Source organism: Acidovorax sp. JG5 (assembly GCF_017939685.1).
Lineage (GTDB): Bacteria > Pseudomonadota > Gammaproteobacteria > Burkholderiales > Burkholderiaceae_C > Acidovorax.
In genome coordinates this window covers 1-23882 of record NZ_JAGKSE010000015.1, presented here as the reverse complement: position 1 = coordinate 23882, position 23882 = coordinate 1, and the positions used below count along the sequence as shown (strand labels likewise).

General features: G+C 61.8%; 17 protein-coding genes and 2 tRNA genes. 3 read left to right on the top strand and 16 right to left on the bottom strand.

Going from position 1 to position 23882, the window contains the following annotated elements; translation table 11 throughout:
* Entirely contained in the window at nt 1-1515 is a 1515-nt protein-coding gene (locus tag J8G26_RS14095) for a glycosyltransferase family 39 protein (RefSeq protein WP_210569663.1), read from the top strand.
* A gap of 33 nt (nt 1516-1548) precedes the next feature.
* Here J8G26_RS14095 and J8G26_RS14090 read toward each other — a convergent pair whose 3' ends face one another.
* Nucleotides 1549-2805 carry an Hsp70 family protein gene (locus J8G26_RS14090; protein ID WP_210569661.1) on the bottom strand — a complete coding sequence of 419 codons (1257 nt, stop codon included), beginning with the start codon at nt 2803-2805 and terminating at the stop codon, nt 1549-1551.
* A gap of 508 nt (nt 2806-3313) precedes the next feature.
* Here J8G26_RS14090 and J8G26_RS14085 point away from each other — a divergent pair.
* Nucleotides 3314-3823, top strand: coding sequence for a helix-turn-helix domain-containing protein (locus J8G26_RS14085; RefSeq protein ID WP_087743326.1), 510 nt, complete (start codon nt 3314-3316; stop codon nt 3821-3823).
* Entirely contained in the window at nt 3823-5145 is a 1323-nt protein-coding gene (locus J8G26_RS14080) for a type II toxin-antitoxin system HipA family toxin (protein ID WP_087743322.1), read from the top strand. Before J8G26_RS14085 ends, J8G26_RS14080 begins: the two co-directional genes overlap by 1 nt.
* Nucleotides 5146-5367: 222 nt before the next feature.
* Here J8G26_RS14080 and J8G26_RS14075 read toward each other — a convergent pair.
* The 15 genes from J8G26_RS14075 to J8G26_RS14005 all read right to left on the bottom strand — a co-directional run bounded on the left by J8G26_RS14075 (nt 5368) and on the right by J8G26_RS14005 (nt 23543).
* Nucleotides 5368-5443, bottom strand: a tRNA-Phe gene (locus J8G26_RS14075).
* Nucleotides 5444-5495: 52 nt separating this feature from the next.
* Nucleotides 5496-6173, bottom strand: coding sequence for a response regulator (locus tag J8G26_RS14070; protein WP_087743320.1), 678 nt, complete (start codon nt 6171-6173; stop codon nt 5496-5498).
* Between the two features lie 36 nt (nt 6174-6209).
* A complete protein-coding gene (locus J8G26_RS14065; protein ID WP_210569659.1) occupies nt 6210-8498 on the bottom strand; it encodes an ATP-binding protein in 2289 nt (762 codons plus the stop codon).
* Nucleotides 8495-9103, bottom strand: a complete 609-nt coding sequence (locus tag J8G26_RS14060; protein ID WP_210569657.1) for a DUF4390 domain-containing protein — start codon at nt 9101-9103, stop codon at nt 8495-8497. The genes J8G26_RS14065 and J8G26_RS14060 overlap by 4 nt, the downstream gene beginning before the upstream one ends.
* Before the next feature lie 7 nt (nt 9104-9110).
* A complete protein-coding gene (rsmB, locus tag J8G26_RS14055; RefSeq protein WP_210569712.1) occupies nt 9111-10481 on the bottom strand; it encodes a 16S rRNA (cytosine(967)-C(5))-methyltransferase RsmB in 1371 nt (456 codons plus the stop codon).
* 71 nt (nt 10482-10552) lie between these two features.
* Nucleotides 10553-11110 (bottom strand): LemA family protein, encoded by a 558-nt coding sequence (locus J8G26_RS14050; RefSeq protein WP_086911096.1) that lies wholly within the window; start codon nt 11108-11110, stop codon nt 10553-10555.
* A gap of 114 nt (nt 11111-11224) precedes the next feature.
* Nucleotides 11225-15451: a DNA-directed RNA polymerase subunit beta' gene (rpoC, locus tag J8G26_RS14045; protein ID WP_210569656.1), complete on the bottom strand. Its 4227-nt coding sequence runs from the start codon at nt 15449-15451 to the stop codon at nt 11225-11227.
* A gap of 131 nt (nt 15452-15582) precedes the next feature.
* Nucleotides 15583-19695 carry a DNA-directed RNA polymerase subunit beta gene (gene rpoB / locus J8G26_RS14040; protein ID WP_210569655.1) on the bottom strand — a complete coding sequence of 1371 codons (4113 nt, stop codon included), beginning with the start codon at nt 19693-19695 and terminating at the stop codon, nt 15583-15585.
* A 266-nt stretch (nt 19696-19961) separates the two neighbouring features.
* Entirely contained in the window at nt 19962-20336 is a 375-nt protein-coding gene (rplL, locus tag J8G26_RS14035; RefSeq protein ID WP_086911093.1) for a 50S ribosomal protein L7/L12, read from the bottom strand.
* 40 nt (nt 20337-20376) lie between these two features.
* On the bottom strand, nt 20377-20901 hold the full coding sequence (rplJ, locus tag J8G26_RS14030) for a 50S ribosomal protein L10 (RefSeq protein WP_056165010.1): 525 nt from the start codon (nt 20899-20901) through the stop codon (nt 20377-20379).
* Nucleotides 20902-21131: 230 nt separating this feature from the next.
* Nucleotides 21132-21827, bottom strand: a complete 696-nt coding sequence (gene rplA, locus J8G26_RS14025; protein WP_087743308.1) for a 50S ribosomal protein L1 — start codon at nt 21825-21827, stop codon at nt 21132-21134.
* On the bottom strand, nt 21828-22259 hold the full coding sequence (rplK, locus tag J8G26_RS14020; protein ID WP_024813807.1) for a 50S ribosomal protein L11: 432 nt from the start codon (nt 22257-22259) through the stop codon (nt 21828-21830).
* A 144-nt stretch (nt 22260-22403) separates the two neighbouring features.
* The gene (gene nusG, locus J8G26_RS14015) at nt 22404-22997 is read right to left on the bottom strand and encodes a transcription termination/antitermination protein NusG (RefSeq protein WP_210569654.1); all 594 of its coding nucleotides are present in this window, start codon (nt 22995-22997) and stop codon (nt 22404-22406) included.
* Entirely contained in the window at nt 22994-23380 is a 387-nt protein-coding gene (secE, locus tag J8G26_RS14010; protein WP_210569653.1) for a preprotein translocase subunit SecE, read from the bottom strand. The genes nusG and secE overlap by 4 nt, the downstream gene beginning before the upstream one ends.
* Nucleotides 23381-23467: 87 nt before the next feature.
* A tRNA-Trp gene (locus tag J8G26_RS14005) sits at nt 23468-23543 on the bottom strand.
* Nucleotides 23544-23882: the final 339 nt, after the last annotated feature.

The window sequence follows — 23882 nt, the reverse complement described above, 5'->3', positions numbered from 1 at the left end:
ATGACCACCCCCACTGCGCCCCGCGCGTTTTCGTCAGCCCCTGTATGGGCGCACCCCCTGTTCTGGCTGGCATTTTTTGCGTTGGCGCACATTGTGGTGCGCGTGGCAGCCTCGCCCGCACTCAAGTGGGACGAGGCCGAGCAGATGCTATGGACCCAGCAGCTGGCCATGGGCTATGGCTCCCAGCCACCGCTGTACACCTGGCTGCAGTGGCTGGTGAACCAGGTTTTGGGGCCCAGCGTGCTGTCGCTGGCGGTGCTCAAGCATTCGCTGCTGGCGCTGACCTATGCGTTCATGTACCTGGCAGCCCGCGAAGTGCTCGATGAGCGCGGCGCCTTCTGGGCCTCCGCCAGCATGCTGCTGATGCCCCCCCTGGGCTGGTATTCGGTGCGCGACCAGACCCACACGGTGTTGGTTACGGCCATGGTCTGCGCCGCCTGGTGGCTGCTGCTGCGCATTGCGCGCAAGCCGCGCTCACTGGATTTTGCCCTGCTGGGGCTGGTGTGCGGGCTGGGCATGCTGGCCAAGTACAGCTTCGCGATGGTGGCGGTGGCCATGCTGGTGGCGGCGCTGTCGGTTCGCACGACACGCAGCGCCCTGCTGTCCCGTGGCTGGTGGTGGGCTCCGTTCATCGGGCTGCTGGTGGTGCTGCCACATGCGGTTTGGCTGTTTTCGCACCTGCATGAGGCCACCGCCGAAACCATCGGAAAAATGAACATCCTGCCGGAAGTTGGCCGGGCCCAAGGCTTTTTGAGCCTTATCGACGGTGTGGCAGCCTCGCTGCTGCTGTGGGTATTGATCGCGCTGTGGGCCTTTCGGGCGCACTGGTGGCGCACACCCGTTGCGCCCGCCTCCCCTGCAATCCATCAAATGCTGCTGCGCTTTCTGATGCTGGTCATGCTGGCGCTGGCGGGCATGGTGCTGTTTGCGGGTGTCACGAGTTTCAAAGGCCGCTGGATACTGCCGCTGCTGTGCGTGGCGCCCCTGGCCGCGTTTGCAGCGCGGCCCCGGCTGCAGCAAGATCCGCGTGGTGGACGCTATTCGGTTGCGATCTTCGGCATAGCGGTCATCCTCCTCGTTGCGGCCGGCGTGCGCCCTTGGTTCAGCGGGCTACGCGGCCAAGTGGATGAGCTCAACCACCCCACCGTCGAGTTAGCCCAGGAACTGCGCAAGGCAGGCTACGACGGGCTGGGCACGATCGTGGCGTCGGACCACATGTTGGCGGGCATGCTGCGCGTGCGCTTTCCCCAGGCCTTGGTGGATACCTGCATATCCGCCAAGAACGGCCTCCCGCAATGCGTGGCGGACCATGCCGAACGCAGCAGGCAGGCCGGCAAGGGGCTGCTGCTGGTCTCGCGCGCAGACCGCATCGTTCCCGACTGGTGGGAGCAGGCACTTTCGCGCGTTGCACCGCAACCGGTGCGCTTTATCGACCTGCCCTTTCGCATGGTGCGCGAGGGCACCCCTGCGGCGCACTACGGCTACGTCTGGTACACCCCGGCACAACGGCCTTGAGCACCGCACGGGGATAGGCGCACACGGGGATGGTCAGGGGGCGGCCACCGCCAACCCCGCTGCGACGCCGCCAAACAGATCGCCCTCGACCTGGGGCGTGTCAGGGAACGCCGCACGCAGCGCCTGGCGCAGCGGACGCAACGCCGACGACCCTCCGGTGAGGTAGATGGCCTGCAAATCATGAGGCGCCAGCCCGGCCTGCTGCAGGCACTCGCTGGCGCAGGCCACCACTTGGTGCAACGGCCCGGCAAGGTGGCGGGCCAGGCCTTCGGAGGTAACCAGCGCCCCCAGCCCCGGCTCGATCCAGTCCAGCGCCATCGGTGCATCCACGCCCCCCACCGACGCTGCGATCTTGGCCTGCTCCACCGTGTTGGCCAGGCGATGCCCCAGGCGCTGGTGCAGCACCGCCATCAGCCGATCGTGCAGCACCGGCTGCGCGTAGTCGGGTCGCAGGGCCTGTGCGTCGCGCAGCGCCCGTGGCGCATACAGCCACTGGATCAGGTGCCATGTCGCCAGATCAAAGAACACGCGGCTGGGCACCTCGCGCCCCGAAGGCCCGGTGTGGCCCAGGCCCAGCAGCGGCATCAGCAGCGCCAGGCTGAGGCGCCGATCAAAGTCGGTGCCTCCGACATGCACGCCTGTGGTGGCCAGAATGTCGCTGGCGCGATCAGGGCGGGCCCTGCGCTCCGGCCCCAGGCGCACCACGGTGAAATCAGAGGTGCCGCCGCCAATGTCCACCACCAGCACCAGCGATTCGCGCTCGATGCGCTGCTCATAGTCCAGCGCGGCGGCAATGGGCTCAAGCTGGAATGCGATGTTCACAAACCCCGCGTCCTGCGCCGCCTGGCGCAAGGCGTCCTCGGCCTGCTGGTCGCGCGCGGCATCACCATCCACAAAATGCACGGGGCGCCCCAGCAACACCCGCCCCGGCATGCCGCCCAGCGTGTCATGCGCCTGCTGGGCCAGCAGGCGCAGGAACAGGCTGATGATGTCCTGGTAGCTCACCAACGCGTTGTGCACGGCCGTCTTGTCCTGCAGCAGCGAACTGCCCAGCAGGCTTTTGAGCGAGCGCATGAGCCGCCCCTCGGTGCCGGCCAGATACTGCGCTACCGCGTCGCGCCCATAGTGGGTGCAATGGTCTTCGGCATTGAAAAACAGCGCCGTCGGCAAGGTGTTGTTCTCGCCCTCCAGGCGCAGCATGCGTGCAGGCGAATCCCCCTGACGCACGGCCATCGCCGAGTTGGAGGTGCCAAAGTCAATGCCCAGGGTGGTGTCCGTCAGAAATGCCATCGTGAAAAATAGGGGAGATAAGACCGGGGATAAGACCAGGAATAAGACCGGGACGACATGCCACACCGAAATATACGGCTCGACGAAACCATCAAGCATCGCCGCGGCACGGGAGCGCATCCACGCCTGTGCAGACAGGGCACGCCAATAGGAAAAGCCCTTGATTCTTTCAAATCAAGGGCTTTTGTTTGGTGGCCTGGGACTGGATCGAAAGATCCTTCGCAACCCGCGCCAGCACTAGCTTTTCCCTGACTGTCCTAGTTCCTGGGTACACCTCTGGGTACACCAGACCAGTAGCAGCGCTTCGATTCCGATTTGGAACCTGATCGCTGTTTCGAATTATCCCACTTCACAGGATTGAAGGCACTCCCTCAGGGCCGTTGCACTGCTGACGTGTCGCGCACAAACATTGGCAATCCCCGATATACGACATTCATACACCAAAGCAAGTATCTTGCAGAAACTGGATTTAGAATATATATTGGCATTTCCCGATAGAGAACATCGCATGGACTTCCCGATCCACCTGACCAGCCAGCTTCGCGAGCACCTGCGCGCGCTCAGGAAAGCGCGCGGCCTGACCCAGGCCGCGCTCGGGCGGCTGCTCGGCGTGGGACAGGCCCGCATCGCCGAGATCGAAAGCAACCCTGGCGCCGTGAGCGTCGACCAGTTAATGAAGGTGCTCTCGGCGCTGCGCGCGTCCCTGTTGTTGAGGGATGACGTGATCGACGTGACCGCGAATCAACCGGATGCGACCGCCTCGCCCCCCTCCCCTCCTGCGAGCAACCCCCGCAAGCCGGCCAAGCAACCGTCGGTCAACATCCCACCGACGGGTCAGTGGCGCATGCAGCCCTTGACTGGCAGCGGCCGGCACCAGGCGGCATCGGTTCTCGCAAGCCGCAGTGATGCGAAGACCCCATCGGACGCGCAAGCGCTGCGGGACGCGAACCCGAACTCGGATGTCACACCGACATCCAGGCGCAACTTCGTCATCCGGCCCAAGAAAGGCTCTTGGTAATGGTGGCGCTCAACGCGTGGATGAATGGCGAATTCGTCGGAGCCTGGCAGGTCAACCGCGGAGCTCACAGCTTTTCGTACGCCCCGTCATGGCTGGAGTCCGAGAAGTCCCGACCGCTGTCCCTGTCGCTACCGCTCACCCGTACCCTGGAGGTCAAGGGGGAGGTCGTTGCGAACTACTTCGACAATCTGCTGCCCGACAACGAGCGAATCCGCGAGCGCATCGGCCGGCGATTCAAGACCAGGACACTCGATGCCTTCGCCTTGCTGGAGGCCATTGGCCGTGACTGCGTCGGCGCAGTGCAGTTGCTTCCGGAAGGAACGACGCCTGACGGATGGAACCGCGTGGCATGCGAGCCCCTCACTGATGAGCAGGTCGCGGCCGCACTTCGCGCCGTGCCCGACGACCCGGTCGCGCACCACATCGACGAGGCTCCGCCGTTCCGAATTTCCCTGGCGGGAGCCCAGGAAAAGACCGCCTTCGTGCGGGTCAACGGGCAGTGGTGCAGCCCCGTCGGAGCCACTCCGAGCACCCACATCTTCAAGCTTCCGCTCGGCGTGATCGCCAACACGACCCGAGTGAACATGTTCGACTCCGTCGAGAACGAATGGCTTTGCGCGCAGATCATCCAGGCGCTCGGCCTGCCCATGGCACACACCGAGATGGCCACGTTCGGCGACCAGCGCGCCCTGATCGTGGAGCGCTTCGACCGCGAATGGATGGACGATGGAAAGTGGATCGCCCGACTTCCTCAGGAAGACTTCTGCCAGGCGCTGGGCCTGCCTCCGCGCCTGAAATACGAAGGCGATGGCGGACCATCCACCGCCGCAGGGCTCACGCTGCTGGCCGGGAGCGCGGATGCAGAGACGGACCGGATGGCCTTCCAACTCGTCCAGTTGGCCTTCTGGCTCATGGCGGCACCCGATGGCCACGCCAAGAACTTCTCGATCTTTCTGCGCCAAGGCAATGTCTATGAAATGACGCCTTTGTACGACGTCCTGTCCGTATGGCCCTACATGGGCAGGAGCCGGGGACAACTGCACATGCGAGACGTGCGCTTGGCGATGGCACTGCGTTCGAAGAACACGCACTACGAGATCCACACCATCCGTGCCCGCCACTGGCACGACCTGGCCATGAAGAACGGCGGCCCCCTGGTCTGGGAAGCGATGCTGGGCCTGGCCGATGGTGCCGCGCAGGCCCTCGACGCCGTCGAGGCGCAGTTGCCCCAGGGGTTTCCTGAACGCATCTGGGAGCCGATCTCGAAAGGCATGCGGAGCCAGGCGGAGAAGTTCCTCTCAGAGGCGGCCAACCTCTCCTGACGAGGACGCGGCGCTGCCGCCTTGATCTGAAGCTCGTTGAGTTGCCCCATGGTGCACCCAAAATCGACTGCGATTGAAAAGCAGTCTGGGGTACACCGTTGGGTACACGCAAGAACAGGACTTTATGGGATTCAGCGATACCGCTTGAGCCGCCTTTTTGATGCTAAGCACTTGATCCACAAGGACTTCTGAGCTGACTTTGGATCTACTGAGAAAGAAAGATGGTGGCCTGGGACGGAATCGAACCGCCGACACAAGGATTTTCAATCCTCTGCTCTACCGACTGAGCTACCGGGCCTGAGCCTCGAATTATAACCAGAATTTTGCACAAAGAAACCAACAGCACCAGATTAACCGCGTTTTCCTCGACCGAGATCTACGCCCAGTTGCCGCAGCTTGCGGTAGAGATGCGTGCGCTCCAGCCCGGTTTTTTCTGCGACGCGGGTCATCGAACCACCTTCACGGGCCAGATGGAATTCAAAGTAGGCTTTTTCAAAGCCATCCCGGGCTTCGCGCAAGGGGCGATCCAGATCGAACCCCTGGTGGGAATGGGGCTCGACCTCTCCATCCATCGCGGCGGCAATGATCGGCGCGGGCATAAAACCACCATCGGCGGGCATCGCTGCGGGCTGATGGGTGGCCACGGGGGCCGTCTGTTGGGCGGCTTTGCGCGCCAACCCCTGCTCCACCGCCTTGAGCAGTTTTTGCAGGGTGATGGGTTTTTCCAGAAACGAGAAGGCGCCGATCCGGGTGGCCTCCACAGCGGTGTCGATGGTGGCGTGTCCGCTCATCATGATGACGGGCATGGTGAGCATGCCGGCCGTGGCCCATTCTTTCAAGAGCGATACGCCATCGGTGTCCGGCATCCAGATGTCCAACAGCACCAGGTCGTACACACCCGTGGCACGCGCCGCGCGCGCCTGTGTCGCGTTCTCGGCAAGGTCTACGCTGTGCCCCTCGTCATTCAGAATTTCCGACAAGAGGTCACGAATGCCGAGTTCGTCATCAACCACCAGAATGTTTGCCATGTGTATGAAGCGCCTTGGATGCTGCAGTGGGTGTTGTTATGACGCCACCGATGGGTATGTGGCGAATGATAACGACACTTGCGCCCCCTGCACTACGCCGTCGTCAACCCGGTTTGACAGCTCAATGCGCGCGCCGTGCTCATCGGCGATCTTTTTCACCACGGCCAACCCCAATCCCGTGCCCCGGGGCTTGGTGGTCACATAGGGCTCAAACGCGCGCTGAAGGATGTGCGCGGGGAAGCCCGGGCCACTGTCGGCCACGGTCAGGCGTACGCGGCGCGATGACTCGCTCCAGCGCGTGCTGATGCGCACGGGCGGCAATGCGCTACCGTCCGCACGGGCCTGCTCTGTGGCGTCCTGGGCGTTTTGCAGCAGGTTGTGCACCACTTGGCGCAGTTGCTGGGCGTCGCCGGCAATCGGCAGGCAACGCGCGTCCAGCTCGGATTCCACGGGCACGGTGGCGTTTTCTGCCCCATACAGATAGAGCACATCAGTCACCAGCGCGTTGAGGTCCAGCGCCTGCAATTCAGCGGCGGGCAGGCGTGCATAGTCGCGGAACTCGTTGACGAGCCGCTTCATCGCATCGACCTGTTCGACGATTGTTCTGACCGACTTGGTCAGAATGGCCTGCTCCGGCGCCGGCAACTTGCCGGTGAGCTTCATTTCAAGGCGCTCGGCAGACAACTGGACGGGCGTGAGGGGGTTCTTGATTTCATGGGCCAGGCGCCGCGCCACCTCGCCCCAGGCCTGCGCCCGCTGGGCCGAAACAATTTCTGAAATGTCGTCAAAGACCAACAACCGCGATGCATCCGGAAGCTCGGCCCCCCGTATGACCAGGCTGGTTGCATGGTGCGCCGCTCCACTGGGGGAGCCATGCAGCTCAAAGGGCTGCTGCCAATGGTCCAGACCGTGGTGGTGCTGATCGCCCAGGAATTCGTCGAACTGCTTTTGCACTGCGGCGGCAAAAGCGGCCATGCCCGGGACCGCTGTGAGTGGCTTGCCCGCGTAGGCCGCCATGGGAGCGCGCAGGATGCGCGTGGCACCAGGGTTGAAGGACAGGATGAGGCCCTGCTGATCCAGCACCATCACGCCTGCCGTGAGGTTGTCCAAAATAGTCTGCAGCTTGGCCCGCGCAGCATCCACCTCGCCCATGCTCTGCTCCACCGCGCCCTGCGCGTCGGCAATCTGCTGGGTCATGGTGGCAAAGGAACGGGTGAGGCCGTCGAGTTCATCCTTGCCTTGCAAGGCGGCCTTGGGACGGAGATTGCCGGCCGCCACCTCCCGCACCCCTTCGGCCAGCACCAGCAGCGGCCGCACCAGCTGGTTGCCCAGCAACACTGCCAGCAAAACTGCGCCAAACACGGCCAAAAACAAGCCCAGCGTCAATGTGCCCACATACATGCGGCGCAGGCCCTCGCGGGCCAGTGCACGCTCCTGGTATTCCCGATTGGCCTCCTGCACCGCCAGGGCATTGGCCACCAGCGCCGGGGGCAATGGCATCGTGACCTGCAAAAACCGCGGCTCCAGCAGCAGCCCCACGCTGGGGCTGGCAACCAGGGCAAACACCTTCACCCTGGCGTTTTGCGTGACGGCAGGGTCGGCGAGGTCGTCCAGCCCCTCGATCTGGGCCAGGGTGCGCTGCTGGCGCACCATGCGCAGCTGGGCTGTGCCGGGGCGCTCCGGACTCAGGCTGAAACGCGACTGGCCGGCGCTGGCCACGGCATGGCCTGCGGCGTTCCACAGGACCACATCGGTGGCCGAAAGCTGGTCACGGATGCGCTCGAGCACCAGCCCGGCTGCGGCATCGGGAACCTGGGCCAGCTGCACACTGGCAGCCCGCGCCTTGTTGGCCATGTCTTCGGCCATGGAATCAAGGGACACGCGCGCCAGGTTCACCCCCGCCACCAGCGCGCCCTCCACCTTGACGTCAAACCAGCTTTCTATGGAGCGCGTAACAAATTGGTAGGACACCACATAAATCAGCAAACCGGGCAGCAGGCCGACCAGCGCAAAGATGGCGGCCAGCTTGACCAGCAGGCGGCTGCCAAAGCGCCCACGCCGCAGGCGCACAACCAGTCGCACGCCCACCCACGCCAGCACGGCCAACAGCAACACCGCCACCAGCACGTTGACCCCGAACAGCCACGCGTAGTTGCGCTCGTAAAGCGCCCGGTTGTTGGTGGCCAGCGTCAGCATGAAGAGCAGCACCATGCCGATGGCCGACATGATGGCGGCCCCGACACCGACGGTCCAGCGCACGGCGCGCGATTGCCGCGCCAGTGTCTGGGCCGTTGCTGGTTCGCCGGTGGGTTGACGCTTGCTCACCGCGCAGCCTCCGGCATCAGCCACTGGTTGCGCGTGACCGCGAGGCTCCAGCCCGCGCTGCCGACGGCACCAATCTGCAGCGGGCGGGGTAGCTGCGACATGTCCAGCCGGAACCGAAAGTTCACCTTGTGCACCGCATCTGCATCGATTTCATCGGCATTCGCGATCTTCCAGCGCGAAATTCGTTGCATGGCAGACACCGCATCGCGCAGGTCGTCAAAGTTCTGCCCCAGCACCACCCCCAGGCCGGTGTTGGAGATGGGTGAGGTCGACGTGCTCAGGCGCCAGCGGCGCGTCAGCGGCTGATAACTCAGGCGTAAATGGCGGGTGGCAGTGGCCACCTGGCGGTCTGACCAGTACCAGCGCTCCCGCAGCACTTGGGCTTCGGCCACAAAAAACATGGGAATGCCCTTGTAGAGAGCGTCTTCGGCCAGTTCGGGCAGTGCAAATTGCAAGGTGGCGCTCAGATACAGGCCGTCGTCGGCGCGCTCCAGGCGCAGATCCGCCACGTCGCTGGCAAGCGGTTGTGCCTGTGCACACACCGACACCGGCCAGGCCAGCACCAGCAGCCATGCAATCACCCACACGAAAACGGAGCGAACCATGCGGCGCTCACCCGGGTGCTTTATGCAACAGTGCGTAAAAAAATCCGTCATGCTCACCCGGTGCATTGTCCCGGACGGCGTCGCCATTGTTCACATCGCCCGGAATTAAATGCCCTGGCGATGGCAGCAACCGGGCATCGGTGTTGTTTGCAAGAAACGTTTGAATCTGCGCATCACCCTCGGCACGAAACACCGAGCAGGTGCAATACAGCAGCCGCCCCCCGGGCCGCACCAGCGGCCACAGGGCTGCCAGCAGGCGCGCCTGCTGGGCAGCCAGCTGGGCAATATCGGTTTCGCGGCGCAACCAGCGTACATCCGGATGGCGGCGAACGATGCCGGACGCGGTGCACGGGGCATCGAGCAAGATCGCATCGAACAGGTCGCCGGCGCAGGCCTGCTGCCACCAGTCCTGCGGCCGGCCTGCGTCGGCCACCAGCACCTGGGCGTGCAAACCGAGGCGCTCCAGGGTTTCGTGGATGCGCGCGCTGCGCACCGGGTCGACCTCCAGGGCAGTCACCTGTATGGCGCTGGAGGTGCCCGCGTATTCCAGCAGATGGACGGTCTTGCCGCCCGGCGCCGCGCAGGCATCCAGCACCCGCAGCGGCTGCGTGAGGTCGAGCCCCTGCAGCAACAGCGGTGCGGCCTGTTGCGCAGCCGCGTCCTGCACCGAAACCATTCCCTGGGCAAATCCCGGTAACTCCGTGACCGGCACGGGTTGCTGCAACATCAAGCCGCTTTCACCCACCACTGTCGAATCAATATTAATAGCAGCTAGCCCTTGCTGATATTGGGCTAGCGTGCCTTTTAATGCGTTAACCCGCAAAACCATGGGCGCATGGGCACTGTTGGCCTGCAGGATCTGCTCCCAGTGCGCAGGGTGGTCTTTTTGCAGCTTTTTCACCCACCACAGCGGGTGGTTCCAGCGCGCCACGGGGTCGGCATCCGTCGCCGCAACCAGGGCATCGCGCTCTCGCAGAAAACGGCGCAGGCAGGCATTGATGAACGACGCCTGCGCACGCATGGCAGCGCTGCGCTTGGCCGCCTCGACCGCTTGGTTGACCAGGGTAAATGGCTCGTAAGGCGCCGTTTGTGGCTGCCACGCCAGCGCCAGTGCCGTGCACAACAGCGCATCCGCAGCGGGCGGCGGCGTGCGCGACACCAGCTTGCGCCGCAGCGCCTCGGCGCGGCCCAGCGAGCGCAACACCTGAAACAGCAGCGCCTGCACCCCCGGCCGCAAGCCGGCATCGACGGCGGCCAGCGCCGCCGTGCCCGACTGCCCGGCGCGAATGGCCTGCAACGCCGCAGCAACGCCTGTGAGCTGCTGCCACAGCGCAATCCCGGCTGTCTTGTGCGAATCCGCGCTGCGCTCTGTGGGCATGGAAGCGCGGCTGCCTGCTGCGGCCGCAGGGGACGGCGTGCGGGATGGTGGTTGGGGTGAACCGGCTCGTGTCATGAATTGCCTTCTCGCGCGATGGACAGCGCACGCGCTGGTGTGAAACCGAAGACCCAGGCCACCGCTGCTGCCGGAAACTGCCTGATCGCGGCGTTGTATTGGAGAACCGCTTCATTGAAGAGCTGGGCAGCCTGTTCATTGTGTTTGTGCAAGTCGTCCCAGCGCGCGCGCCAGGGCGCCATCTTGCGAATGGCGTCATCGGTGTCGCCACCCGGTTGAAGGTTCAGCCACACGGCATCCAGAACCGCGCACGCAGCGGACAGTGCTGCCACGGCGTCACCCTGCAGCGGGCGGGCCCGCGCCACTGCCAGCGACGCCGTCAATTGCGTGGTGGACCCGTGCAGGGTGCTGCGCGCGTCGCGGTCCAGTGCGCCAGCGGTAACCTGCGCAGCGTCAAATTCGCCCAGCATGGCAAGCCATCGGATCAGATGGGCGTCCAGACTGCCAAATGCCTGAACCACGGCCGAGCGCAGCCGCACCAGGCGGTTGTAGGCACCGACGGCCCAAAAGAGAGCGATCGCAATGGCTATCCAGATGAGCGGCGATGACCACATGGGCAAATACCGATGCCGCATGATGCATGCGGCCCGGTCCGTGAGAATTCCAGAAAAAACGCTCCCGGCCTGTCGGGAGACAGGGCGGGAGCGCATCAGTGACGGCCCGAGGGCTTAATCGGCAGCTGCGTCGGGTGCAGCGCCTTCCGTCACGGGAGCTTCTGCGGAGGCTTCCATTTCAGCGGCTTCCGCTTCGGCAATGGCGCGGCGCTCGGCGTCGTCCATGGCGTCCTTGGCCTTGCGCGCCTGGTGGTACGCCATGCCGGTGCCGGCAGGAATCAGACGCCCCACGATCACGTTTTCCTTCAGACCACGCAACTCGTCGCGCTTGCCCATGATGGCCGCCTCGGTGAGCACGCGGGTCGTTTCCTGGAAGGACGCCGCCGAGATGAACGAGTCGGTCGACAGCGATGCCTTCGTAATACCCAAGAGCAGATTGCTGTAGGTCGCAGGGATCTTGCCCGCGGCCTGCAGTGCATCGTTGGTGTTGAGGATCTCGGAGCGCTCGACCTGCTCGCCACCAATGTAGCTGGACTCGCCGATGTTCTCGACCACCACGCGGCGCAGCATCTGACGAACGATCACCTCGATGTGCTTGTCGTTGATCTTCACACCCTGCAAGCGGTACACGTCCTGCACCTCATCGACGATGTAGCGCGACAGTTCTTCGATGCCCAGCAGACGCAGGATATCTTGCGGGTCGGCCGGGCCGTCCACAATCGATTCGCCCTTGTTCACCACCTGGCCTTCGTGCACCAGGATGTTCTTTTCCTTGGGCACGAGTTCTTCGAACACATGGCCTTCGGGATCGGTGATCTGCAGGCGGACCTTGCCCTTGGTTTCCTTGCCGAACGACACGGTGCCGGTCATCTCGGCCAGCGTGCCCTTGTCCTTGGGCGTGCGGGCTTCAAACAGCTCGGCCACGCGGGGCAGACCGCCGGTAATGTCGCGGGTCTTCTGGCCTTCGACCGGAATACGCGCCAGCACTTCTCCGGGGCCCACGTCCTGGCCGTCGCGCACCTGGATCAGCGCGCCGACCTGGAAGCCGATGGTCACCGAGTGGTCGGTGCCAGGGATCTTCACTTCGTTGCCTTGCGCGTCGATCAGCTTCACCTGAGGGCGCACGACCTTGGCAGCGCCGCGGCGCTTCGGATCGATCACCACCAGCGTGGACAGGCCCGTCACGTCATCGACCTGCTTGGCGACGGTGAGGCCTTCTTCGACGTTCTCGAACTTGGTCTGACCGGCGAACTCGGTGATGATGGGGCGCGTCAGCGGATCCCAGTTGGCGAGGATGGTGCCAGCCTTGATGGTCTGGTCGGCCTTGACCGTCAGCGTTGCACCGTAAGGCACCTTGTGGCGTTCGCGCTCGCGGCCATGCTCGTCGTGGATGATGATTTCACCCGAACGCGCAATCACCACCAGCTCACCCTTGGTGTTGCTCACGTAGCGCATCGTGGCGTTGAAGCCGATCACGCCGTTGGACTTGGCTTCCACGCTCGATGCGATGGCAGCGCGCGATGCGGCACCACCGATGTGGAACGTGCGCATGGTCAGCTGCGTGCCGGGTTCACCGATGGACTGGGCAGCAATCACACCCACGGCTTCGCCGAGGTTGATCAGGCCGCCACGGCCCAAGTCGCGGCCGTAGCACTTGGCGCACAGGCCGTAGCGGGTTTCGCAGGTCAGTGCCGTGCGAACCTTCACTTCGTCCACGCCAGCCGCTTCGAGTTCTTCGATGAGGTCTTCGTCGAGCATGACACCCGCTGAGACCAGCACCGAGCGGTTCTCGGGGTGCAGCACGTCTTCAGCCGCCGTGCGGCCCAGGATACGGTCGCGCAGCGATTCGATCACTTCACCGCCTTCGACGATGGCGCGCATCAGCGAACCATTGGAAGTGCCGCAATCTTCTTCGGTCACCACCAGATCCTGCGTCACGTCCACCAGACGGCGGGTCAGATAACCCGAGTTGGCGGTCTTCAGCGCCGTGTCGGCCAGACCCTTACGGGCACCGTGGGTGGAGATGAAGTACTCCAGCACGTTCAGACCTTCGCGGAAGTTCGCGGTAATGGGCGTCTCGATGATCGAGCCGTCCGGCTTGGCCATCAGACCCCGCATACCAGCCACCTGGCGGATCTGGGCAGCAGAACCGCGGGCACCGGAGTCGGCCATCATGTAGATGGAGTTGAACGACTCCTGGTCCACTTCGTTGCCGTGGCGGTCCATGACCTTCTGCTTGGACAGCTGGGCCATCATCACCTTGGACACTTCGTCGCCGGCCTTGCCCCAGATATCCACCACCTTGTTGTAGCGCTCGCCAGCGGTGACCAGACCGGACACGTATTGCTGCTCGATCTCTTTGACTTCCTTCTCGGAGCGCTCAATGATGCCGGCCTTTTGCGGAGGCACCAGCATGTCGTCGATGGCAATGGAGATACCGGCGCGCGTAGCCAGGCGGAACCCGTTTTGCAGCAGCTTGTCGGCAAACACCACGGTTTCCTTCAGGCCGCACTTGCGGAAGCTCACGTTGATGAGCTTGGAGATTTCCTTCTTCTTGAGCGCCTTGTTCATGTTGGAGAACGGCAGGCCCTTGGGAAGGATTTCAGACAACAGTGCGCGGCCCGCGGTGGTTTCCACCAACGAGGTCGACGGCACGAATTCGCCGGTTTCCTTGGTCTTCGTCCACTCGGTCATGCGCACCGTGATCTTGGCTGCCAGCTCCACTTCGCCAGCGTCGAGCGCACGCTGCACTTCACCGGTGTCGGCAAACACCAGGCCTTCGCCCTTGCCGTTGATGCGGTCACGGGTGGCGTAGTACAGGCCCAGCACCACGTCCTGCGAAGGCACGATGGAGGGTTCGCCCGAAGCGGGGAACAGCACGTTGTTGGAGGCCAGCATCAGCGTGCGGGCTTCCATCTGCGCTTCCACCGACAGCGGCACGTGCACAGCCATCTGGTCACCGTCGAAGTCGGCGTTGAAGGCCGCGCAGACGAGGGGGTGCAGCTGGATGGCCTTGCCTTCGATCAGGATGGGCTCAAAGGCCTGGATGCCCAGGCGGTGCAGCGTAGGCGCACGGTTGAGCATCACGGGGTGTTCCTTGATGACCTCTTCCAAAATGTCCCACACCACCGGCGTGCCGGATTCGACTTCCTTCTTGGCGGCCTTGATCGTCGTCGCGATGCCCATGGCTTCCAGGCGCGAGAAGATGAAAGGCTTGAACAGCTCCAGAGCCATCAGCTTGGGCAGGCCGCACTGGTGCAGCTTGAGCGTTGGGCCCACGGTAATCACGGAACGACCGGAGTAGTCCACGCGCTTACCCAGCAAGTTCTGGCGGAAACGACCCGACTTGCCCTTGATCATGTCGGCCAGCGACTTCAGGGCACGCTTGTTGGCGCCCGTCATGGCCTTGCCACGGCGGCCGTTGTCCAGCAATGAATCGACGGCTTCCTGCAGCATCCGCTTTTCGTTGCGGGCGATAATTTCAGGGGCCTTCAGCTCCAGCAAACGGCGCAGACGCGAGTTGCGGTTGATGACGCGGCGGTACAAGTCGTTCAGGTCCGACGTGGCGAAGCGGCCGCCGTCCAGCGGCACCAGCGGACGCAGGTCCGGTGGCAACACGGGGAGCACTTCCAGCACCATCCACTCGGGCTTGATGCCCGACTTCTTGAAGGCTTCGAGCACCTTCAGGCGCTTGGCGTTCTTCTTGACCTTGACTTCGGAGCCGGTCAGGTCGCCGCGCAGGCGTTCGATCGACAGGTCGATGTCGATGGATTCGAGCAGGTCCTTGATGCCTTCCGCGCCCATCTTGGCGATGAATTCATCGCCGTATTCCTTGCGCTTGGCGTCGTAGTCGTCCTCCGACATGATGCTGAACTTCTTCAGCGGGGTCATGCCGGGGTCGGTCACCACGTAGGCTTCAAAGTACAGCACGCGTTCGATGTCGCGCAGCGTCATGTCGAGCACCAGGCCCAGGCGCGAAGGCAGCGACTTCAGGAACCAGATGTGCGCGCAAGGTGCGGCCAGGTCGATGTGGCCCATGCGCTCGCGGCGCACCTTGGTCTGGGTGACTTCCACGCCGCACTTTTCGCAGATCACACCGCGGTGCTTGAGGCGCTTGTACTTGCCGCACAGGCATTCGTAGTCCTTGATGGGACCAAAAATCTTGGCGCAGAACAGGCCGTCGCGCTCGGGCTTGAACGTGCGGTAGTTGATGGTTTCAGGCTTCTTCACTTCACCGAACGACCACGAACGGATCTTTTCGGGCGAAGCCATGCCGATACGGATGGCATCGAAGTGCTCATCCGGCGTGAATTGCTTGAACAGGTCGAGTAGCGATTTCATGTGACTCTTTCCTTTTCGTCAAAAATCATAGCTACCAGCGCTTGATACACAGGGCTTTGCGCTTCAAAACACACGCAAAGCCTTTACCAATCAGCGCTAGCAGCTCACTTTTTTAATAATTCCGATCCTGTTCAGGAGCGTTCGAGTTCGATGTCCAGGCCCAGGGAACGAATTTCCTTGACCAGCACATTGAACGATTCCGGCATGCCGGCTTCGATGGCGTGTTCGCCCTTGACGATGGATTCGTACACCTTGGTACGGCCCACCACGTCGTCGGACTTCACGGTCAGCATTTCCTGCAGCACGTAGGCGGCGCCATAAGCTTCCAGCGCCCACACTTCCATTTCCCCGAAGCGCTGGCCACCAAACTGGGCCTTGCCGCCCAGCGGCTGTTGCGTGACGAGCGAGTACGGACCGGTCGAGCGGGCGTGCATCTTGTCGTCCACCAGGTGGTGCAGCTTCAGGTAGTGCATGTAGCCGATGGTGGTGGGACGCTCGAAGCGATCACCCGTGCGGCCGTCAAACAGATAGGCCTGGGTGCGCTCGGGGGTCAACCCCTTGCGCTCGGCCAGATCGTCAGGATAGGCCAGCTTCAGCATGGCCTTGATTTCGTCTTCCGACGCACCGTCGAACACCGGCGTGGCATAGGGCACGCCATTGGTCAGGTTCTCTGCCATGGCGACCAGCTCATCGTCGCTCAGTTGCGACAAGTCTTCGGTACGACCACGCGAGTTGTAGACCTCTTCGAGGAACTTGCGCAGTTCAGACGCCTTGGCTTCCTGCTGCAGCATGTCGCCAATGCGCTGGCCAATGCCCTTGCCGGCCCAGCCCAGGTGAACCTCAAGAACCTGACCGATGTTCATCCGCGAAGGCACGCCCAGCGGGTTCAGCACGATGTCGGCAGGGGTGCCGTCGGCCATGTAAGGCATGTCTTCGACCGGAACGATCTTCGACACCACACCCTTGTTACCGTGGCGGCCGGCCATCTTGTCACCCGGCTGCAGGCGGCGCTTGACAGCCAGGTACACCTTGACCATCTTGAGCACGCCCGCGGGCAGCTCGTCGCCCTGCGTGAGCTTCTTGCGCTTTTCTTCGAAAGCCAGGTCGAAGCTGTGGCGTGTCTGCTCCAGCGAATTCTTGATGGATTCGAGCTGCGTGGCGACTTCGTCTTCTGCAGGACGGATGTCGAACCAGTGGAACTTCTCGACCGAGGCCAGGTAGGCCTTGTCGATCTTCGTGCCCTTGGCCAGCTTCTGCGGGCCGCCATTGGCGACGCGGCCGGTCAGCAGCTTCTCGATACGATCGAAGGCGTCGGCCTCGACGATGCGCAGCTGGTCGTTCAGGTCCAGGCGGAAGCGCTTGAGTTCATCGTCGATGATCTGCTGGGCGCGCTTGTCGCGCTGGATGCCTTCGCGGGTGAACACCTGCACGTCGATCACCACGCCCTGCGAGCCCTGGTCCACGCGCAGCGAGGTGTCCTTCACGTCGGACGCCTTCTCGCCGAAGATGGCACGCAGCAGCTTTTCTTCGGGGGTCAGCGTGGTCTCGCCCTTGGGCGTGACCTTGCCGACCAGCGTGTCGCCAGGCTGCACTTCGGCACCCACGTAAATGATGCCGGACTCGTCCAGGCGGTTCAGTTGCTGTTCCGACAGGTTCGGAATATCGCGCGTGATTTCTTCGGCACCCAGCTTGGTGTCGCGGGCCATGACCACGAGTTCTTCGATATGGATCGAGGTGTAGCGGTCTTCGGCCACCACGCGCTCAGAGATCAAGATCGAGTCTTCGAAGTTGTAGCCGTTCCAGGGCATGAACGCGATCAGCATGTTCTGGCCGATGGCGATTTCGCCGAAGTCCGTCGATGCGCCGTCGGCGATCACGTCACCCTTGACCAGCATGTCGCCCTTCTTGACGATGGGGCGCTGGTGGATGTTGGTGTTCTGGTTGGAACGCTGGTACTTGATGAGGTTGTAGATGTCCACACCCACTTCGCCAGCAAGGGCTTCAGCGTCGTTCACGCGCACCACGATGCGGGTCGCGTCCACGTAGTCCACCACGCCGCCACGGTTGGCCGTGACCACGGTGCCGGAGTCAACGGCGGCCACACGCTCGATGCCCGTGCCCACCAGAGGCTTCTCGGGACGCAGCACGGGCACGGCCTGGCGCGACATGTTGGCGCCCATCAGTGCGCGGTTCGCGTCGTCGTGCTCCAGGAACGGAACCAGCGAGGCAGCCACCGACACGATCTGTGCAGGCGACACATCCATGTATTGCACGCGGTCCGCGCCGCACAGGATGGATTCACCCTTTTCACGGGCAGACACCAGGTCACCCGACAGGCGGCCGTCCTTGTCGAGCACGGCGTTGGCCTGCGCGATCACGTACTTGCCTTCTTCGATGGCCGAGAGGTAGTCGATGTCGTTGGTGACCTTGCCATCGACCACGCGGCGGTACGGGGTCTCGATGAAACCGTACTCGTTCAGACGGGCATACAGAGCCAGCGAGTTGATCAGGCCGATGTTCGGGCCTTCAGGCGTTTCGATAGGGCAGACGCGGCCGTAATGGGTCACGTGCACGTCACGCACTTCGAAGCCAGCGCGCTCGCGGGTCAGACCGCCCGGGCCCAGTGCGGAGACGCGGCGCTTGTGCGTGATTTCGGCCAGCGGGTTGGTCTGGTCCATGAACTGCGACAGCTGCGACGCACCGAAGAACTCCTTCAACGCAGCCGAGATCGGCTTGCTGTTGATCAGGTCGTGGGGCATGAGCGGTTCTTGCTCAGCCTGGCCCAGACGTTCCTTCACGGCCTTTTCGATACGTGCCAGGCCGGTGCGGTACTGGTTTTCAGCCAGTTCGCCCACGCAACGCACGCGGCGGTTGCCCAGGTGGTCGATGTCGTCAACTTCGCCGCGGCCATTGCGCAGGTCCACCAGGATCTTGACCACGGCCAGGATGTCTTCGTTGGACAGCACCATGGGACCGGTGGATTCGTCACGACCGATCTTGGCGTTGAACTTCATACGCCCAACACGCGACAGGTCGTACGTGTCGGGGTTGTAGAACAGGCGCTGGAACAGGGCCTGCACAGCGTCTTCGGTCGGTGGCTCGCCAGGGCGCATCATGCGGTAGATGGCCACGCGGGCGGCAAACTCATCCACGGTTTCATCGATGCGCAGGGTCTGCGAGATGTAGGCGCCTTGGTCCAGTTCGTTCGTATAGATGACCTGCAGGTCTTGCACCCCTGCGGAACGCATCTTCTTGAGCAGCGCTTCGGTCAGTTCTTCGTTGGCCTTGGCGATGATTTCACCGGTGTCGGCGTCCACAATATTGCGGGCTACAACGCGACCAATCAGGAAATCTTCGGGCACGCTGATGTGCGTGGTGCCGGATTGCTCCAGTTCGCGAGTGTGGCGTGCCGTCACACGCTTGTCCTTGGCCACAACGACCTTGCCGGACTTGTCGGTGATATCAAAACGCGCGACTTCGCCACGCAGACGCTCAGGCACAAACTCCATCTGTGCGCCGCTGTCCATCAGGCGGAAATTGTCGTTGACGAAGAAGTTCGCCAGGATCGACTCGGGATTCAGACCGATGGCCTTGAGCAGGATCGTGACCGGCATCTTGCGGCGACGGTCCACGCGGAAGTACAGGATGTCCTTGGGATCGAATTCGAAGTCGAGCCAGGAGCCACGGTAAGGAATGATGCGAGCGGAGAAGAGCAACTTGCCCGAGCTGTGGGTCTTGCCCTTGTCATGCTCGAAAAACACGCCAGGCGAACGGTGCAGCTGCGAGACGATCACACGCTCGGTGCCGTTGATGATGAACGAGCCCTTGTCGGTCATGAGCGGCACTTCGCCCATGTAGACCTCTTGCTCCTTCACTTCCTTGACCACCTTGGACTGCGAGGTCGAAGACTCGCGGTCATAAATGATCAATTGCACCCTGGCCCGCACGGCCGACGCAAAGGTCAGACCACGCGTCTGGCATTCGCGCACGTCAAATGCGGGCTTGGCCAGGTTGTATTCGATGAACTTCATCTCCACAAAACCGTTGTGGGAGACGATAGGAAAGGCGGCGTCGAATGCAGCCTGAAGGCCTTCGATGGTTCTTTTCTGAGGTGCTTTATCAGCCTGCAGGAAAGCAGTGTATGCGTCCTTCTGCATCTGCAGCAGATAAGGAACTTCGAGCACGCTATCGCGGGTGCCGAAACTTTTGCGAATTCGCTTGCGTTCGGTATAGGAATAGGCCATGAGATCTCCGGGCAAAGACATGAGTCCTGGGTCTTCGACGACTGACCCGCAAGGAAATGTGTCCTTACGGGCTTGGCGGTTGGCCACTACCAACCATGGCGGACGGTGATGCGTTGCACATCACCCGAACCAAGGCGCCTTCTGCTGTCGGGGTTGTCAGAAGACACTCGAAAGCCCCATTGATAAGGGGCCTTTCGGGTGCACTCTGAAAGCACCAAAGGCTGGAGGCCCTTTGAGGAACACTCCAGCCCTTGAGCAAGACCGAATTACTTGAGTTCGGCCTTGGCGCCGGCTTCCACCAGCTTCTTGACAGCTGCTTCGGCGTCGGCCTTGGCAATAGCTTCCTTGACGTTCTTCGGAGCGCCATCCACCAGGTCCTTGGCTTCCTTGAGGCCCAGGCCGGTGATTTCGCGCACTGCCTTGATGACGGACACCTTGTTGGCGCCAGCCTCGAGCAGCACCACGTTGAACTCCGTCTTTTCTTCAGCAGCAGCTGCGGCACCGCCGCCAGCAGCAGCAGGAGCAGCCATAGCAGCAGCGCTCACGCCAAACTTCTCTTCAATGGCCTTCACCAGGTCATTGAGTTCCAGAACCGTCATGCTGTCCAGCGCGGTCAAAAATGCGTCTTTATCGAATGCCATTTTTATTTCCTAACAATTTTGTTGGTTATCTATCGGGCAATCAAGCCGCGACAGGTTCGGCGGCCGTTTCGGCAGCGCCTTCGCCTTTTTTCGCCGCCAGTGCGCCCAGCACAACGGCCGTACGCGACATGGGGGACATAAGCAAGCCACAAATCTGAGCCAACAGCACTTCCTTGGAAGGAATGTTGGCCAGTTGCTTAACGCCGTTGACATCCAGGGCTTTGCCACCGAAAGCGCCACCGCGAATCACCAACTTGTCGTTGGTTTTCGCGAAATCGGCCACCACCTTGGCGGCGGCCACAGCGTCTTCGGAGAAACCGTAGATCAGCGGACCGGTCATCTGGTCTGCCACCACGTCAAATGCGCTGCCAGCCACAGCACGGCGAGCCAGGGTGTTCTTCAGAACACTCAGGGTCACGCCCTTGCTGCGAGCATCAACACGCAGTTTGGTCATGTCGGCGACCGTGATGCCACGGTATTCCGCGATCACAAGCGTTTGAGCTTTAGCGGCGAGGCTGGTCACTTCACTGATGACCGCTTCTTTCTCACTGCGATTAAGACTCAAGGTCTACTCCTTAAAATGCGCACTCGGCAGGTGCCTTGCACGCGCTCTTGTTGCAGCGACCAACTGTTCAGGAAAATATTCCATCTGCAGCGGGATCGCCATCTGCGTTGGCCCCAAAGGGTTTAAGTGCGAACATCCTGCACACCAACGGTCTTGGATGGCCCGAAAACGCCAGAGCGCTTTCAGCCCACCACATCAAGCCTTTTGACGGGCCTGAAGATTTCTTGCAATTACGCTGCGATGGACTGTGTATCCACGCGGACACCCAGGCCCATCGTCGACGAAACAGCGACCTTGCGCAGGTACAAACCCTTGCTCGAGGCAGGCTTGGCCTTGTTCAGCGCATCGATCAATGCAGTCAGGTTGCCCTGCAGCTTGTCGTTGTCGAACGAACGGCGACCAATCGTGCCATGCACGATGCCGGCCTTGTCGACACGGAATTGCACCTGGCCCGCCTTGGCATTCTTGACTGCGGTTGCGACATCAGGCGTCACGGTACCCACCTTAGGGTTAGGCATCAGGCCACGCGGACCCAGAATCTGCCCCAGGGTACCGACCACGCGCATGGCGTCAGGAGCGGCGATCACCACATCGAAAGGCATGTCACCAGCCTTCACCATAGCGGCGAGGTCGTCCATGCCCACAATGTCAGCACCAGCAGCCTTGGCTTCTTCCGCTTTGGCACCTTGTGCAAACACTGCTACGCGGGTGGTCTTGCCGGTCCCGTTGGGCAGCACCACGGCGCCGCGCACAACCTGGTCGGACTTCTTGGCATCGATGCCCAGCTGCACAGCCACGTCAATGGATTCGTCAAACTTGGCCGTTGCCGCATCCTTGACGATTGCAATGGCTTCAGCGAATGCGTACAGCTTGGTGCTGTCCACTTTGCCCTGCAGCGCCTTTTGTTTCTTTGTCAGCTTGGCCATTTACAACCCCTCCACCGTCACGCCCATGGAGCGCGCAGAGCCAGCCAGCGTGCGGACAGCAGCGTCCACATTGGCGGCATTCATGTCCTTGAACTTGGTCTTGGCGATTTCCTCGAGCTGAGCACGAGTAATCTTGCCAACCTTGGTGCTCAGTGCATTGGGCGAGCCTTTTTCCAGCTTGATCGCCTTCTTGATCAAAACCGTCGCAGGCGGCGTCTTGATGATGAAGGTAAAGCTCTTGTCTGCAAACGCCGTGATTACCACAGGCAGTGGCAGACCGGGCTCAACACCTTGGGTCTGCGCATTGAATGCCTTGCAGAACTCCATAATGTTAAGGCCACGCTGACCGAGCGCAGGGCCGATCGGTGGGGATGGGTTAGCCTTACCAGCTGGCACTTGCAGCTTGATAAAACCGACGATTTTTTTCGCCATGCTTTACTCCTTGCGGGTGATAACGCCAGACTTGCTAATGCAAGCAACGGCTCCCCGGGGTTAACGACTCACTCACTGCATTCGCACCGAGTCGAAAAGTGCGATGCCCAAAATTCTTCGGATCAGGGCTTTTTATCGAAAGACTTAGGTCTTTTCGACTTGACCAAACTCCAGCTCCACCGGCGTGGAGCGACCAAAAATCATCACGGAAACACGCACGCGGCTCTTTTCGTAATTCACCTCTTCCACCGATCCATTGAAATCCGTGAAAGGGCCTTCCTTAACCCGCACCAACTCGCCGACCATGAATTCAACCTTGTGCCGGGGCTTGTCAGTGCCTTCCTGCATCTGACTGACGATCTTCTGCACTTCTTCTTCAGAAATGGGCGCCGGGCGGTTCTTCGCACCACCCACAAATCCCGTGACTTTGTTGGTGTGCTTGACCAGATGCCACGTATCGTCATCCATGACCATCTCGACGAACACATAGCCAGGAAACAAACGGCGCTCCGTTGTTTTACGCTGGCCGTTCTTCATCTCGACCACTTCTTCGGTCGGCACCAGAATACGGCCGAATTTATCCTGCATGCCGGAGCGGGCAATGCGCTCAAGGATGTTGCGCTCCACCGCTTTTTCCATGCCCGAATATGCATGGACGATATACCAGCGCAGATCAGGATTGGAAGATGCAGAGCCACCAGAGGCATCCACCCCAGTCAAATCCACAACGCTTGTCATGATTTTCTCCAACCCAGAATCAAGTCATACAAAACCCACTCAAGAGTCTTGTCGGTAAACCACAAAAACAACGCCATGATCACGACAAATGCAAACACATAGGCAGTCATCTGCAATGTTTCCTTGCGCGTAGGCCATACCACCTTTTTGACCTCACGCCAGGCATCATGCGCAAAGGCAACCAACTGACGTCCAGATTCGGAAGCCAGAAAGACAGCCGCCGCAGCGACGAGACCCACCAGCAATGCCGCCCATTGAACAACGACCCCCTGCTTGCCCAGCAAATAAAAACCCGCAACAGAAGCTATCACCAATGCCACCGCTGCGGCGAGCTTGGCCTTGTCCGCCCCCGTATTGACGGTTTCAACTTGTGTAGTGGCCATGTCTAAATTTCCTACTTCAATTTCCGGCATCTCCCAAGACACCGAAGCCCGCCAATGCTTGGCGGGCTTGTTTAGACCACATTCAAGTGGCAGGGGCAGTAGGAATCGAACCTACAACCTTCGGTTTTGGAGACCGACGCTCTGCCAATTGAGCTATACCCCTATGAACACGCTNGGTACGGCCGCCTTCGCGGATAGCGAAGCGCAGACCTTCTTCCATGGCGATGGGGTTGATCAGCTTCACAGTGATCGACACGTTGTCGCCAGGCATGACCATTTCCTTGTCGGCTGGCAGCTCGATGGCGCCGGTCACGTCGGTCGTGCGGAAGTAGAACTGAGGACGGTAGTTGTTGAAGAAGGGCGTGTGGCGGCCGCCTTCGTCCTTGCTCAGCACATACACTTCAGCGGTGAAGTGGGTGTGGGGCTTGATCGAGCCGGGCTTGCACAGCACTTGGCCGCGTTCCACGTCTTCGCGCTTGGTGCCGCGCAGCAGCAGGCCGAC

Coding starts and splice junctions, on each gene's coding strand:
- J8G26_RS14085 (WP_087743326.1), top strand. CDS start 3,314: ATGGACTTCCCGATCCACCTGACCAGCCAGCTTCGCGAGCACCTGCGC.
- rpoC (WP_210569656.1), bottom strand. CDS start 15,451: ATGAAATCGCTACTCGACCTGTTCAAGCAATTCACGCCGGATGAGCAC.
- J8G26_RS14060 (WP_210569657.1), bottom strand. CDS start 9,103: ATGGTTCGCTCCGTTTTCGTGTGGGTGATTGCATGGCTGCTGGTGCTG.
- rplK (WP_024813807.1), bottom strand. CDS start 22,259: ATGGCGAAAAAAATCGTCGGTTTTATCAAGCTGCAAGTGCCAGCTGGT.
- J8G26_RS14095 (WP_210569663.1), top strand. CDS start 1: ATGACCACCCCCACTGCGCCCCGCGCGTTTTCGTCAGCCCCTGTATGG.
- J8G26_RS14050 (WP_086911096.1), bottom strand. CDS start 11,110: ATGTGGTCATCGCCGCTCATCTGGATAGCCATTGCGATCGCTCTCTTT.
- rplA (WP_087743308.1), bottom strand. CDS start 21,827: ATGGCCAAGCTGACAAAGAAACAAAAGGCGCTGCAGGGCAAAGTGGAC.
- J8G26_RS14080 (WP_087743322.1), top strand. CDS start 3,823: ATGGTGGCGCTCAACGCGTGGATGAATGGCGAATTCGTCGGAGCCTGG.
- rsmB (WP_210569712.1), bottom strand. CDS start 10,481: ATGCCCACAGAGCGCAGCGCGGATTCGCACAAGACAGCCGGGATTGCG.
- secE (WP_210569653.1), bottom strand. CDS start 23,380: ATGGCCACTACACAAGTTGAAACCGTCAATACGGGGGCGGACAAGGCC.
- J8G26_RS14090 (WP_210569661.1), bottom strand. CDS start 2,805: ATGGCATTTCTGACGGACACCACCCTGGGCATTGACTTTGGCACCTCC.
- nusG (WP_210569654.1), bottom strand. CDS start 22,997: ATGACAAGCGTTGTGGATTTGACTGGGGTGGATGCCTCTGGTGGCTCT.
- rplL (WP_086911093.1), bottom strand. CDS start 20,336: ATGGCATTCGATAAAGACGCATTTTTGACCGCGCTGGACAGCATGACG.
- J8G26_RS14070 (WP_087743320.1), bottom strand. CDS start 6,173: ATGGCAAACATTCTGGTGGTTGATGACGAACTCGGCATTCGTGACCTC.
- rpoB (WP_210569655.1), bottom strand. CDS start 19,695: ATGGCCTATTCCTATACCGAACGCAAGCGAATTCGCAAAAGTTTCGGC.